Here is a 13,916-nt window from a genome sequence, read left to right as displayed (position 1 = left end):
ACCAAGTGCTGGCCTACCAGGGTTCGTCCACGTTCCCGCCGCCACCACCGTAGTTCTGGTTGTCGTCGAGGTCTTGATCACGGTCTTGTTTATTGCTGTCCATGCCGTCCTCGAGCTCGTCCAAAGCGTCTGGACTCGGCTGCGACTCCGGCGACGGACTCTCCTCAGGCTCGTCATCCGGTTGCGGGTTTTGCTGCTGGAACTGCTCGAGTTTTTCCAGGATGCGCTCGTAGCTGTCGTCGAGGGAACGATTCGAGGTGGATGCATCACAGGTCGGGTCTTGAGCCTCGATTACCTCGATCGCCTGCTGGTATTTCGAGAACGCGGCTTCCGCGTTCTCGGCGGCGATAAGATCATCACCCTCACGCTCCAAGGTGATTGCGTAGTTTGCTCGGATGGGGCATTGTTCCGCGGGCACCGCGAGGTCGAGGGCCACGGTGAACTGCTCCCCCGCCTCGGTGAGGGCATCGAGTTCAAGATAGCTCGTGCCCATGTTGTAGTGGGGCTTCCATCGCTCGACAAGGTTCACCAGAGCTAGTTGCCCGGAGGTGTTGAGCGCTTCTTCGTGCTTGTCCTCGAAGTGCTGCGCAATCGCGTTCTGAGCAATCACGTGCTGCCCGATCATCAGCAGCCCGAAGGCTCCCGCGAGCAAGACCACCGGCAGACTCCAAAGGAGGATCCGTCGACGCAGTTTTCGCATTATTCGACCAGCTCCCTCGCATCACGCAATTCGCGTGCCGCACGTCCCAGCGCCCACACCTCAATGAGTAGGAATACCAAGACGATGAGTGCGAATACCCAGTACAGCGGGAAGGTCGTCAGTTGCGTGGCCGCACCATCCAGTGATTGGCCCCGCCCGGGGTCCACTTCCGCGGCCAATGGGCCCTCTGCCGCGGTGCGCAGGGTGTACGGCACTTCGAGCTGTTCGGCGATGTCCTGGAGATTCGCTTCCTCGATTCGGGAGATTGCTTCCTCGCCACCGATCCCCCGCACGTAGCTGCCGGTGGACCCGTAACGGTCATATTCGAGCATCCGACCACCTTCACTCGTGCCGTAGCCGAGCACCGCGCCACCCTGAAGCAGGTCCGCGGAGTCTGCGAAGGATTCTGGCGCACCGTCGGCGGTCTGCTCACCATCACCGAGGTAATACACCACCCGAACTCGATCCGGATACTCTCTTGCGGCGCTGCTGAGAATTTCTGTGACGAGTTCCGCGGCGGCGCCAATGGAAGTTCCCGAGGCAAAGAGCAGCTCCTCCGGCTGCAGGCTATACACCGCATGCTCGAGCGCGCTCACATCGGTGGTGAATGGCAGTCGCTGCACCGCACCAGAACCGAAGCTCACGAGTGAGTAGCGAGCGCCCGGATGTTGCTGTGCCAGGGACGCAATATCACTCTGCATGCCCGCCAGTCGGGGTTCCGAACTAGCCCAATCCTCCGCCGCCGCCGAGGCCGAAGTGTCCACCACGAACAGCACGTCCACGGATTCATCGGCGACCTCGGTGGCTACCGCACCGATGCCCGGTCGCAGCAACGCGCCGATCAGCGCGAGTACCATCACCCCGCGCCCCAACCACAGCATCCTCGCTCGGCGTGGCGCACGAACGAGGCAATACCCGACCCAGCCAAGCAGCACCGCGCCGATCACCACGAGGAGCCACACTGGCAGCATTGGATTGAAGATCACAGCCGCAACCTCCTTGCCAGCACGAGGTAGACGGGAATGAGCGCGAGCATCCACCACAGCCAGGTCTCCGGCCGGTCGATCACCAGCAGCTGCGGGGCACCGAGAATCTTATTCGTCTGGTCACTCGTGATGTCATCGACGATGGTGTCGATGGCGCCTTCATCCTGCAACGAGAAGTACTGTCCTCCGTGCGACTCGATGACATTGCGATACTCCGCAGCGTAGGCATCCCCCAGATCGTTCGCATCGAGTGCGTAGACGTGCACGAGGTGTTGCCGCGCGAAATCCGCAGCCTGCGGGAGCGAAACCGTCTGTGAGCCGTTGACGACATTATCGGTAGCCAAAATCACCGAACGCGACCTGCCATCATCCACCGGTTCACTACCCTCGGAGGGTGAAGCCCCTTCGAACTGCATCACGCAGGAGGCGAGCCCGTCACCAACGAGGGATGCACCGGCATTATTCAGCGTGCCCGAGTTGTAGTAGGACTCGTCCATCCCCGTGAGCATGGCATCGCGTACCTTGGTCAGCTGTTCCTCGATGAACCGATAGTCATCGGTGAGCGGAAACACCGGGACCGCGGAGGAGTTCCACAGCACCAGCGACATGCGCTCACCCTCAAATCCGGGCAGCATTTCGAGGTAGCGGTCGATCACTTCCGCATCGAAATCCACCATGGAACCCGAAACGTCCAGGCACAGCACAATATCGCGGTTGTATTTCTCGGGTGTCTCGACCTTCGTGTACACCCAGCGCGCACCGGCAACCGTACTGACACCAATGAGGCACACCAATACGATCGCGGCCACAATGACGGAGATATTCGCGCGGTCAATCGCTTTGAGATAGCCGGGCAGTTTCGTGAATCGCTGCGAGTTCGCGATCGCGACTCCCCCGTGCTTGCGCTTGGGGTCCCAGACAAATACCACCACGGCCAGAATCACCACGATGACCGCAACCGCGAACGGTAGCCACCAGTACGCTAGCGCCATCCGGAGAGCACCTCCCGCGCCATGTGGATGCTCTTAGCGAGATCCTGCTCGGGTTCGGCACCGAACACGCCCGGGTAAAACTGCGCCACAGCGCGAGTGGTGCCTCGGAGTTCGGTGCGCTGCAAATCGCTGAGTGTCATGTGATCGGCAGGGATGCCGGTGGACTCTGCAATGAATTCCCGGACCACGGCGCTCAATTGTTCATGCGCTGAGCGGGAATCCAGTGAGCCATTCATCGTGGCCGTTTCGATATCGGCGACCTTCGCGTAGCCTTCCTGCTGCAACTTGGCGACATCCACCGGTGGTTCTGGCGGTGTGGCTATTTTGGCTCGCGGCTTTCGCTCGGTGGTCAGCAGCAACACCACTACATAAAACAACGCGATCACCGCGAGGATGGCGATCCCGAGTACGAGCCAAAACGGACTGTAACCAACCAGGGGCATGACTTCCCCGGGGTTCGGTTCCGGAGTTGGCGTGCTTTGCGATAGATACGGCCCGCCGAAAGGACGCGTGGCGAGCGGATCGAGCGCGAGCGGTCTAGCGGCGAGCATATTGCCTCGCCTTCAGTGCCCGCAGCAACTCGGGCACGGCATCCTCGTGGCGACCGATCCGCGCGACAGTGATCCCGCGATGCTCGAGGAGATCGCGCATCCGTTCGCGCCTGGTGACAGCCTGCTGCTCGAATTCTCGCTGCAAGCGCGAATTATCTCGCAGGGCCGCGGGCAGCTCCCACTCACCATCGACATCGAAGATGCGCGCACTTCCCCGAGCGTGATTGGTCGGGTCCGCATCGAGCACTTCCACCCAGACGAGTTCATGCTGTGCGGCGAGTGCGATGATGCTCGTTTCCAAGTCTTCGCTGAGGCCAATCTCATCGGTCACCACGACAATGAGCGCACGCTGCCGGAGCGTCAATCGGGCTCGGTCCAGCAAGGCTTGGGTGTCCGAAATCGGTGCCGCAAGGGTTGCGGCGTCGTGGATGTCCCGCAGCAACGCTTCCAGCGCGGCTTCGCTGCTGCGAAATGGGCGCTGGCGAATCCCGTTCGCATCCCCAGTAATCAGCCCGATCTCGTCCCCGTGACGGAGCGAGAGGTAGCCGAGCGTGCCGGTGACGGTCACCGCGATGTCTCGCTTCAGATCGTCGCCGAGCGATCTTGCGGCCATGTTCCGGCCCGAATCGACCACGAACAGCACCCGATGGCGCCGTTCGTCTGCCCAGCGTCGAATCAGCGTGGTGTTCGCGCGAGCGGTGGCTTTCCAATCGATATCGGCCACCGCATCCCCCGGAACATATTCGCGCAGATCGTCGAAGTCGAGGCTTCGCCCGCGGTGAATGGATGCGTAGTGGCCGTCGAGCAGGTGTGTCGCCTTGCGGCGGGAACGCAAGAAGAGTCGCGATTTCACGCGTTGGAGCAGACTTTGCCCGGCGGGCTGCGGTGGTTGCTCGAGTGGCTGCGAATAGGTCACGTCAGGGGGTCCGCACTGAAGCAAAAATTGCGTCGACGATTCGTTCCGGAGTAACCCCGGTCGCCTCCGCCTCGTAGCTCAGCAGGGTTCGGTGGCGAAGGATGCGGTGGCCGAGTCGGCGAATATCTTCCGGAATAACATGGTCCCGTCCCTGCAGCAGCGCGCTGGCACGCGCACCCGCGGTGAGGTTGATCGCGGCTCGTGGCGAGGCGCCTACTTCTACCAGGCGAGCAAGTTCCGGTTCGAGATACTGCTCGACGTGGCGAGTGACATACGTCAATGAGACGATGTACTCGGTGATGGCCGGGTCAACATATACGCGCCTGGTCAGCCGCTGCAGCTCGAGAATATTCTCGAGGCTCGCGACGGGTTCTTGGTCGTCTTCGAATACTCCCGCATCAATTCGGCGCAGGATCTCGGCTTCCTCGGCGGGCGTTGGATAGTCCAAGACGTCCTTCAACATAAATCGGTCGAGTTGCGCCTCAGCAAGGACATAGGTGCCCTCCTGCTCAATCGGGTTTTGCGTCGCGATCACCAGGAAGGGTTTGGGTAGCGGAAAGCGTTCCCCACCGATCGTGGTCTGCCGTTCCTGCATCGCCTCGAGCATTGCCGACTGGGTCTTTGCGCTTGAGCGGTTAACCTCATCGAGCAGAACAAAATTCGCGTGTACCGGGCCGAGCTTCGTCACAAACTCGTTCTGCTGCGCATCGTAAATCTGGGTGCCGATAATGTCGCTCGGCAGCAGGTCGGGGGTGCATTGGATCCGTCGGAAGGTGCCGCCGAGTGAGGCCGCGAGAGCTTCCGCAGCGGTAGTTTTCGCAAGTCCCGGCACCGACTCCAGCAATACGTGACCGCCGGTCAGCAGCGCGATCAGCAGCGTTTCCCGCAGTGGCAGCTGGCCAACAACTTTTCCGCTGAACGCCCGGACAATCTTGCCGATGACTTGATTCGCGGATGCGAGTTCTGCCGAGGAAATACGCTGGCGTGGTGAAGTCATGAATTCCATCGTAGGTCGTTGATCCCGAACCCTAGGTGAGGATCTCGGGCGCGCCGACGGCATCCTCCGGCATCTGCGCGGCGATCCGCTCGGCTTCCTGGATCAGTGTGGCGACAATCTCTGCTTCTGGCACGGTGCGGATGACCTCACCCTTGACAAAAATTTGCCCCTTACCGTTGCCACTGGCGACGCCAAGATCGGCTTCGCGAGCCTCGCCGGGTCCGTTCACCACGCATCCCATTACCGCGACGCGAATTGGCACAGTCAGATGTTTGAGGCCTTCCTGAACGGAATCCGCAAGGGTGTACACGTCGACCTGTGCGCGACCGCAGGATGGGCAGGAAACGATTTCCAGTCGCCGCTCGCGGAGGTTAAGGGACTGCAGAATCTGCATACCCACTTTGATTTCTTCGACCGGCGGGGCGGACAGTGAAACGCGGATCGTGTCGCCGATACCGTCGGCGAGGAGTGACCCGAATGCCACGGCCGACTTGATCGTGCCCTGAAATGCCGGGCCCGCTTCGGTGACGCCGAGGTGTAGGGGCCAGTCTCCGCGTTCGGAGAGCATCCGGTAGGCCTTGACCATGACCACCGGGTCGTTGTGCTTGACCGAGATGCCAAATTCGTGGAAGTCGTGTTCTTCGAAGAGACTGGCTTCCCACACCGCCGATTCGACGAGCGCCTCGGCCGTTGGCCGACCGTATTTCCGCAGCAGTGAGGGTTCGAGCGAGCCCGCGTTCACGCCAATGCGCAATGCCACACCGGCGGCTTTCGCGGCCTTCGCAATGGCACCGACCTGGTCATCAAACTTGCGAATATTGCCGGGGTTTACCCGCACCCCGGCACAGCCGGCGTCGATCGCGGCGAATACGTAGTTCGGTTGGAAGTGAATATCGGCGATCACCGGGATGGGGCTCTTCATGGCGATGATCCCCAGAGCTTCCGCATCCTCTTTGCGCGGTACTGCGACGCGGACGATGTCGCATCCGGCGGCAGTGAGCTCGGCAATCTGCTGCAGCGTGGCGTTGATATCGTGCGTGGGCGTCGTGGTCATTGATTGCACCGTGACGGGGCATCCCCTCCCACATAGAGTGAGCCGACCTTCACCTTGCGGGTTTTTTTCCGCGGTGTGATCAGTTCTGGAAGTTCGGGAATACCAAGGTGCACTGTGCTCACGCGGCACAGTCTACGTGTCGGATATCACGGTGCTGTGCCAGCCCTGCGTGGCCTGTCTGTCTGCTGCGCTTCGTCGACCGCGTTATTGGAAGAGATGAATCGGATTCACGATGTCGGTGAAGATGAAGAGCACACCGATCACCATCCACACCACGGCCATCACCATCGTGATGGGGAGCAGTTTTGCGGCGTCGAACGGCCCCGGGTCGGGCTTACCGCGCAGTTTCGCGAACCAGCGACGCAGCCCGTCAAAGAGGGCGGCGGCCACGTGCCCACCGTCGAGTGGCGGTAGCGGAATCAGGTTGAAGATTGCCAAGGCAATGTTCAAGGAGCCGATAATCTGCACGATCGTGGCAATGCGATCGATCACCGGGATTTCGTCTTGTGCGGCAATCTCGCCGGTGATGCGGCCCACTCCAACCACGCTCATGGGACCGTTGGGATCACGTTCGGCACCCAGGAAACCCGCCTGGAACATCTGCACCACACGCTGTGGGAGCGTCACAACCACGTTCACCACACCGGAGACCGTTTGCCCATACATTTCACCGACATAGGCCATGTCTTGTTGGGCACGTTCACTGCTTGCGGTGAACCCCACAAACCCAACCGTCTGGGTGACCGGGTTGCCGTTATCGTCTTCGAGGATCTGCCCGGTGGTTTGATCGAGAACATACACTTCGTTTGGCCGCGGTGTAACGGTGAGGTCCAGCTCGGTCTCGCCGCGCTCCACCGTGAGGGTAAGGGGTTCATCGACGCTCTCGCGGATAATCCCCTGCAGTTCATCCCAGCCGGAGATTTCCACTCCGTTGACCGCGGTCACGGTGTCACCTGGCTCGAGCCCCGCGGCGTAGCCGGGAGCGGGTTCCGCGCATTCCTCTGGCACCTCTTCAGTCCCGGCTGGCACCACGCACTGGTACACCTCGCTCACGGTGGTGGTGGGCTGATAGACGCCGAAACCAAAGGCCACAATCGCAAAGCACACGGCGGCGATCACGAAGTTCATGAAGGGGCCGCCGAGCATGATGAGCAGTCGCTTCCAGACTGCCTGCTTATAGAACGCTCGGTCTTCTTCCCCCTCGGGGATGCTTTCCGCGCTCGATTGGCGGCCGTCTTCGATGAGTTGCGAAACAAATCCGGTTCCCTGCGCGGTGGCGTGCTCCCCCTGTTTGGGTGGGTACATGCCGATCATCGAGATATAGCCACCCAGCGGAAGGAGCTTGATTCCGTACTCGGTTTCTTTGGTCTGTTTGGACCAGACTGTCGGCCCGAAGCCGACCATGTACTGCGGTACGCGAACTTTGAAGAGTTTCGCGAAGGAGAGGTGCCCGATTTCGTGCAGGGCAATAGACAGTCCCAGTCCGATGAGGGCCGCGACGATGCCAACGATAAACAGCAGTACTCCGGTCACGGACGACTAGCCTACGCTCGGATCCGCTGATGAGCGGCTGTGCGTGCCCGGGATTCTGCGGCAAGGAGCGACTCGAGGGTGACCTCGGCTTCCTCCTGCGCCCACTCATCAACCACTGCACGCACCGTGTCGACGATTTCTAAGAATCCGATTGCGCCGTCATGGAAGGCATCCACGGCTTCTTCATTGGCAGCATTGAAGATTGCCGGATAGGAGCCGCCCGCGTAACCGACCTCTTTCGCGAGCTGTACGGCGGGGAACGCCTGCTCATCTAGCGGTTCGAAGGTCCATTCCTGTGCGCGGGTCCAGTCCATGGCCGCTACCGCGCCCGGGATGCGTTCCGGCCAGTCCAACCCCAAAGCAATCGGGAGGTGCATGTCCGGCCGCGACACCTGCGCAATGGTTGCGCCATCGCAGAATTCCACCATTGAGTGCACGATCGACTGCGGATGCACGACAATGTCGATCTGCTGAAACGGCATCTCGAAGAGCACATGCGCTTCAATCACTTCGAGTCCCTTATTGATGAGGGTGGCCGAATTCGTGGTGACCACGCGACCCATCTTCCAGGTGGGATGCGCGAGGGCTTCCGCCGGGATCACGTCTTGGAGCTCTGCTCGGGTACGACCTCGAAACGGGCCGCCGGATGCGGTGAGGATGAGCCGTGAGACTTCCTCACGTTTACCTGCGCCAAGACACTGTGCGATGGCGGAATGTTCTGAATCTACGGGAACAATTTGCCCTGGCCCCGCAAGTTTTCGCACTAGCGGTGCCCCGACGATCAGGGATTCCTTATTTGCCAGGGCGAGGGTGCTACCGCACTCAAGTGCCGCCAGGGTTGCGCCGAGGCCGGCCGAGCCGGTGATGCCATTGACCACAACATCGGAGTCCATCTCGCGGGTCAGTGCCTCGGCGGCCACAGCCCCGAGCGCTGTCCGTTCGGTCGGCACCCGAAATTCCCTTGCGAGCCGCGAAAGTCCTTCCGAGTCACTGCCCGCGCTCAATCCCACCACGGTGAATCGTTCAGGATGCTGCCGAATGATGTCGAGGGTCTGCGTACCGATTGAACCGGTAGATCCCAAAACGAGCACTCGACGCGAGGTTTGAGTCATGGTGGATTTCCTCCTTGCTGCTTCTCCCACGCTAGCGGCAGGCCGTAGACGGCGTAGCATGGCTAAGTTGTTTCCATTCACGCGGAGGTAGTAGTGGCCGGCACATTCTTGGGTAAGGATTCGGTAGAGCTTGCCGTTGTTTCGCGCGGCGGGTTCGTTGAATCACGTCACGTCGGTTCAGCGGCGGTCGTGGATGCTGAGGGCGAGACGCTCCTCGCGCTTGGCGATGTGCGTGCCCCGATCTTCCCTCGCTCAACGCTGAAATTCATTCAGGCCCTGGCCTCGCTCGAGGCTGGCGCCCCGCTCGACGGCGAGCACCTCGGGATCGCCTGTGCCTCCCACGTCGGCACTCCCCTCCACATCGCGCTGGTCCGTGACATTCTTGGGCGAGCCGGGCTCGATGAGTCGGCACTGCAGTGTCCCGCAGCGTGGCCAGCCGACCGAGCATCCCGCGACTCACTCATCCGCTCCGGGGAACCCAGCGCAAGAATTTTTATGGAATGCTCTGGCAAACACGCCGGGTTTCTCGCCGCGTGCACCGCGGCCGGCTGGCCCATTGAGAACTATCTCGGTGTTGACCATCCGCTGCAGAAGCTCGTCCGCGACACGCTGGCCCGCTTTGCCGGTGAACAGGTGAGCATCAACTCTGTGGATGGCTGCGGCGCACCGATTCATGCGGTATCGCTCACCGGGCTTGCCCGAGCGATGTCTCGGTTCGCCACATCGCAAGCCTCGTCACCCTTTGGAATCTTCCGCAATGCCGCGAAGATCTGGCAGGCAACCCTGCGACACCCCTGGACGATTGCTGGCCACAACCGACCCGATACGGTGGTGATTGAAGAGCTCGGTGTGCTCGCAAAGACCGGTGCCGAGGGTGTGCTCGTGTTGGTTGCGCCCGATGGCACGTCGGTTGCCATCAAGTCTCTCGATGGTTCAACCCGCGCCAATGTGCTGCCCGGCCTGCAGCTGCTCGTCGCGGCGGGGTCCATAGCCCCCGCTGCCGCAGAAGCCGTCCTCCCGAAACTTGGACTCAGCGTGCTCGGTGGCGGCCAACCGGTTGGTGCAATCATGCTCGGTTCGGACATCCCCAGCATCATCGAGCGCTCCTAGCGCAGGTCTGTACGCGAACTGGGCTGCCGTCGAGCAATTCGACCCGCTCGACGGCACCGTTCGGTAGGCGTAATAGCGCACGGTTGAAGGGCTCTTCGAGGGCGGGGTACAGCGGATCACCCCGGAATGTGCTGCGCCACTCCCCTGGCGTCACGCCAACCAGCAGTACCGGCACGTGTTCGGCAAATTTCGGAAGCGTGCCGTATGCCGCATTCCACTGGTCCGTGTCGCCCAAGATGACCGTCCCGCCGAGTTCCAGCTCGAGTTCGCCGCTGCGCACTGCGGCGGCACTCGGCACCGCGCCGACGGAGTACCCGAGCGCCATGAGTGCCTGCCGTACTGGTGCAAGGCGTCGGCCGGTCACCACAAGTCCCGCTGCGGGTACTCGGAAGGGCTGCCATTGAGTGTCCGCGAGACTACCGGTCACCGGGACCCCCATCACTGAGTCCCCGGCCACCGGTTCCCTGCTGTGCGCGGAATCCCCGCTCCCCGCGCCGCTGCTGCCGGTCGTTTTTGCCACCTGAATCAACAACTTGCCAAGACGTCCCCGTCCCGGTGGTAGGTGGTCCGCCCAGTCGGAGGCGTCTGCGCCCTGCAAGATCCACTCCTGTCGGGAGGGTGCTGCAAGGTAGAGCGTGTCGTCACACAGGCTCCGTATCCTCTGCAACGATCCAGAACTTCGTCGCGCGGTCAGGACCGCGCTGAGATTCAGTCTCGTGCCGGTTCGGAGCAACCGCTGCAGGCGATCGACCCATTCTGCGCGGTGTTCCTCATCAAGCTGTTGTTCGAGAAGATCGAGATCGTCGAGGAGAACCACGGTCCATTCCCGAGGCGGCGTGCGCAGCAAGGATTCCAGGCTGTCCCAGGCGTGCTCTACCCCGTGACCACCAATGGTACACACGCGGATTCCCCGAGCCAGCGCCGCCTCACCGATGGTCTCGATCACGGTGGATTTACCGCTCTCCGCCATGCCGATGACGAAGATGTGCTGCCCGGGCCGCTCGAGGCTCACAATGGGTTGCTGCTGTTTTTCGGGGAGGTCGCCAAGCGCAAACGGGATGGTCTGCGGACGTCCCAACTCCGAAATGTTCGCAATCGGAAGTTCCTCCGGGAGCGCTGGCAGCCAGGGCTTTCGCACGGGCTGAAGCGCGTCTGTTTGACGCCTCGTCTGCTCCCGTTTCGCCAGCTCTGCGATCAGTTCGGGACGGGCGATGGCCCCTTGCACTTCCACCGCGGGGTCATTCCCTAGCGTTACCAATGCCCGTCCGCGAAGTTCTCGGTCAATCTTTGAGCCGTCCGCACAGCCCAAGAGCGTCATCGAGTCGCTCGGTTGCTCTACTCGCAGGCAAATGCGAATCGCGGCGTTCGCCAATAGGCTCTCGCGGAATGCTCCCGTTGGCCTTTGTGTGCACAGCACCAGGTGGATACCGAGACTGCGTCCCCGAGCACCCAAGTCACCGAACACATCCTGCAGATCAGGATGCGCTTCAAGCAGTGCCTGGAATTCATCCACCATCACAACCAGCCGGGGCAAGATACCCGGCTTGAGGTCGGCGATGTCGCGGACGCGCAGATCTCGCAGGGCGAATTCACGTCGCCGCATTTCCGCGCGCAGACTCGCACCGACGCGCAAGGCTTCGTCATCGTCGAGGTCCGTGACAACGCCGACACAGTGTGGCAGCGCGGTAACAGCGTCGAAGGTCGCGCCGCCCTTGAAGTCGATGCACAGCAGATTGCATTCGTCACTCGTATAGCTACTCGCCAGCGCCGCGGTCCAGGCAATCAATAGCTCGCTCTTGCCGCTGCCGGTTGTGCCACCGATCAGCGCATGTGGCCCGTCGCCGACCAAATCGATACGGCATGGTCCCTCGGTTGCCAGCAGAAAATGCGCGGCGAGTTGACCCTCGGTTGCGGGAGTGAGGTCACCGAGGTCGCAAGCGATGGGGAGAGTGCCCGTCGAGTTAGCGCGAGCTCGTTGAGCCGCAACGACATTGGGGAGCCAACTCAGCAGCATGGCTGCGCCCAAGGAGTCGGCGATGATCTTTGTAACGCGGCCCGAGCTTTCCGTGAGCACGGCGCTACCACCGGTCTCAATCGCAATTCCGATTGCTTCATCGTCTGCCGCGCAGGAGGCCTTTGCCTCAGCGCTGGCACTGTGCGCACAAATATAGATCTCTGCCAGCTCGGGTTTGACGAGCCTCATACCCGCTCTTTGCAATTCCACCACCACGGTCTGCGATCGCTCTCCGGTGATGCTGATGAGCGCGGCTGGGTTCTCAGTCAGCAATTGCACCACTAGCGCGCGCAGCGCTCCCGTAACCTCCACTCGCGGACCTGAAACACAGATGCCGCGTCCCTCAACCGTGATCGGCACCCCGTGGAGTCGACTTGCCAGTTCGGCCAGTTCACGACTTTGCGCGTCGGAACCGGCACCGTCGAGGCGCAACCCGCTCTTGGCAATGGTTGTACCCACGACGATTCCCGGTTCAACTCGCCGGGCTCCATTGGCCAGGTCAATTGCGAGCGGATGCGCGGCTCGCTTTCGTGCCAGGATTCGTCGGTGTGCACGGGCGATTTCTACTCGTGCCTTGGCAGCATCTTCCTCGAACTGTGCCTGTGCGCGTTTTCTGCGCCGTTTGCGACCAAGACGCTGATCGATGACATTGGCGGTTCCCAGCACCGGACCTAGGATCGCGAACATGAGGACGTAGGGTGTTCGCAGCAGTGCGAAGAGAATGAGCGATACCACCACGGGAGCCACGGTCATCAATACCGGGAAACCATTCGGCGGTGGTTCGTCGGGAAGCGAAGGCAGTTGAACTGCCGGCTCTTCCTGATCCGCGGGAGCTTCGGCTAAGAGCGTCACTGGCCAGCTCCCAGGAGTTCCTCAAAGTCTTCTTCGGTGAACCCACCGGTAACGCCCACCTGCCGGATCCATCCCGGGCTCACCCCACCGTCAGCTGCCAGAGATACCGCCAACGCGAGCGGATGCGATTGATCTCGTGTGAGGGCGCCGCGGGCAAAGTGACTCGCGAGGGAACTCGAGCCGCGCGCCCACTCCAGCCAGGCCAGGGCCGCGTAGCCGTTCGCCAGTTCGGATTCGGGGAAGGCGCCGATCAGTTCCCGCAGCAAGGCGATTCCCTCGGTAACCCGCGGCAAGTCAACCGGTTCGGTTTCGAGCCGATCTGTGATCAGGCCATCAACCTCTTGCTCTTCATCCGCATCCAATGCCCGCCACACTCGCTCAAGTTCCTCGGACACGTCTGTCCCATAGGCCGCGTGCGCCAGCAGACATTCGGTCAGCAAGTCCTCCCGAAGAGTGGCAGCCAAAATTGCCTGATTGGCAAGCAGGCTTTCCGGCTCGAGTTGTGTTCGAAAGGCAAGCATTTTCTCCCAGGCAAAAATGGCCGTGGGCAAATCGAGCTCCAAACCAAGCAGCTCAAATTGCTGCAGGGCGAAGGCCAGATTGTCTTGCGCGATTTCGTTTGCGGGTGCAATGGCGGCAAATTCCTCGAAACTCGCAGGGACGCGGGCCTGTGCCGCCGACTGCAATTCTTCGAGTGGACCGCTGTGACCGCCGTCGAGCGAAGACCAGCCATTTGCCGCGCGGGTAAGCACACCTTTGATGCGGATGCCGAAGTGGTCGAGTCCCTCACACACGGCATATTGTAGATCAGCGAACGGAACGTTCGAGTCCTCAATATTGGCGTCAGAATAGACCACCAGAAACACCTCATTGGCGTCTGGAAGCTGCATCACCTGCCGGAGGACGTGCAGGGTGTATTCCTCTACCCCCACGCTGGACTCACGCGCCGGCAAATCCATCCGGATGCAGGCCCGACCGTGGCCGTTGGTCAGCGGCAGAATCACGAGAGAGTTCTGTGGCAGATAGCCGACCATCTCTGGAACTGTATTGAGAATATCGAGGGCTGAGCGGATTCGTTTTGTCTGGTTCATGCCGCACA

At 61.4% G+C, this 13,916-nt stretch carries 11 protein-coding genes and 1 pseudogene; 1 reads left to right on the top strand and 11 read right to left on the bottom strand.

The features are described from left to right. Positions 1-13: 13 nt before the first annotated feature. The 9 genes and pseudogenes from F8O05_RS06895 to F8O05_RS06855 all read right to left on the bottom strand — a co-directional run bounded on the left by F8O05_RS06895 (position 14) and on the right by F8O05_RS06855 (position 8,841). Positions 14-700 (bottom strand): hypothetical protein, encoded by a 687-nt coding sequence (locus tag F8O05_RS06895; protein ID WP_158052012.1) that lies wholly within the window; start codon positions 698-700, stop codon positions 14-16. Continuing rightward, positions 700-1,686, bottom strand: coding sequence for a vWA domain-containing protein (locus F8O05_RS06890; protein ID WP_158052011.1), 987 nt, complete (start codon positions 1,684-1,686; stop codon positions 700-702). The genes F8O05_RS06895 and F8O05_RS06890 overlap by 1 nt, the downstream gene beginning before the upstream one ends. Continuing rightward, positions 1,683-2,678: a VWA domain-containing protein gene (locus F8O05_RS06885; RefSeq protein WP_158052010.1), complete on the bottom strand. Its 996-nt coding sequence runs from the start codon at positions 2,676-2,678 to the stop codon at positions 1,683-1,685. Before F8O05_RS06885 ends, F8O05_RS06890 begins: the two co-directional genes overlap by 4 nt. Further along, positions 2,669-3,229 carry a hypothetical protein gene (locus F8O05_RS06880; protein ID WP_158052009.1) on the bottom strand — a complete coding sequence of 187 codons (561 nt, stop codon included), beginning with the start codon at positions 3,227-3,229 and terminating at the stop codon, positions 2,669-2,671. The genes F8O05_RS06885 and F8O05_RS06880 overlap by 10 nt, the downstream gene beginning before the upstream one ends. Next, on the bottom strand, positions 3,216-4,145 hold the full coding sequence (locus F8O05_RS06875; protein WP_192497073.1) for a DUF58 domain-containing protein: 930 nt from the start codon (positions 4,143-4,145) through the stop codon (positions 3,216-3,218). The genes F8O05_RS06880 and F8O05_RS06875 overlap by 14 nt, the downstream gene beginning before the upstream one ends. A gap of 1 nt (position 4,146) precedes the next feature. Continuing rightward, the gene (locus F8O05_RS06870) at positions 4,147-5,151 is read right to left on the bottom strand and encodes an AAA family ATPase (protein WP_158052007.1); all 1,005 of its coding nucleotides are present in this window, start codon (positions 5,149-5,151) and stop codon (positions 4,147-4,149) included. A 22-nt stretch (positions 5,152-5,173) separates the two neighbouring features. After that, positions 5,174-6,318: pseudogene (ispG, locus tag F8O05_RS06865) on the bottom strand (flavodoxin-dependent (E)-4-hydroxy-3-methylbut-2-enyl-diphosphate synthase). Positions 6,319-6,400: 82 nt separating this feature from the next. After that, entirely contained in the window at positions 6,401-7,729 is a 1,329-nt protein-coding gene (locus F8O05_RS06860; RefSeq protein WP_158052006.1) for a M50 family metallopeptidase, read from the bottom strand. Positions 7,730-7,740: 11 nt separating this feature from the next. Further along, the gene (locus F8O05_RS06855) at positions 7,741-8,841 is read right to left on the bottom strand and encodes a 1-deoxy-D-xylulose-5-phosphate reductoisomerase (protein ID WP_158052005.1); all 1,101 of its coding nucleotides are present in this window, start codon (positions 8,839-8,841) and stop codon (positions 7,741-7,743) included. A gap of 93 nt (positions 8,842-8,934) precedes the next feature. Here F8O05_RS06855 and F8O05_RS06850 point away from each other — a divergent pair, with 93 nt between their 5' ends. Next, a complete protein-coding gene (locus tag F8O05_RS06850; RefSeq protein WP_158052004.1) occupies positions 8,935-9,951 on the top strand; it encodes an asparaginase in 1,017 nt (338 codons plus the stop codon). Here F8O05_RS06850 and F8O05_RS06845 read toward each other — a convergent pair. After that, entirely contained in the window at positions 9,935-12,817 is a 2,883-nt protein-coding gene (locus F8O05_RS06845) for an FtsK/SpoIIIE domain-containing protein (RefSeq protein WP_158052003.1), read from the bottom strand. The genes F8O05_RS06850 and F8O05_RS06845 overlap by 17 nt on opposite strands. After that, positions 12,814-13,908 (bottom strand): DUF4192 family protein, encoded by a 1,095-nt coding sequence (locus F8O05_RS06840; RefSeq protein WP_158052002.1) that lies wholly within the window; start codon positions 13,906-13,908, stop codon positions 12,814-12,816. The genes F8O05_RS06845 and F8O05_RS06840 overlap by 4 nt, the downstream gene beginning before the upstream one ends. Between the last annotated feature and the right edge of the window lie 8 nt (positions 13,909-13,916).

The organism is Gulosibacter chungangensis (assembly GCF_008831155.1).
GTDB lineage: Bacteria > Actinomycetota > Actinomycetes > Actinomycetales > Microbacteriaceae > Gulosibacter > Gulosibacter chungangensis.
Note: the sequence above shows the minus strand (reverse complement) of the source record. Positions and strands in the feature narration are given on the sequence as shown.

Excerpts from the sequence above, each read along its gene's own strand:
- F8O05_RS06840 (WP_158052002.1), bottom strand. The coding sequence starts at position 13,908 with ATGAACCAGACAAAACGAATCCGCTCAGCCCTCGATATTCTCAATACA.
- F8O05_RS06870 (WP_158052007.1), bottom strand. The coding sequence starts at position 5,151 with ATGGAATTCATGACTTCACCACGCCAGCGTATTTCCTCGGCAGAACTC.
- F8O05_RS06885 (WP_158052010.1), bottom strand. The coding sequence starts at position 2,678 with ATGGCGCTAGCGTACTGGTGGCTACCGTTCGCGGTTGCGGTCATCGTG.
- F8O05_RS06895 (WP_158052012.1), bottom strand. The coding sequence starts at position 700 with ATGCGAAAACTGCGTCGACGGATCCTCCTTTGGAGTCTGCCGGTGGTC.
- F8O05_RS06855 (WP_158052005.1), bottom strand. The coding sequence starts at position 8,841 with ATGACTCAAACCTCGCGTCGAGTGCTCGTTTTGGGATCTACCGGTTCA.
- F8O05_RS06880 (WP_158052009.1), bottom strand. The coding sequence starts at position 3,229 with ATGCTCGCCGCTAGACCGCTCGCGCTCGATCCGCTCGCCACGCGTCCT.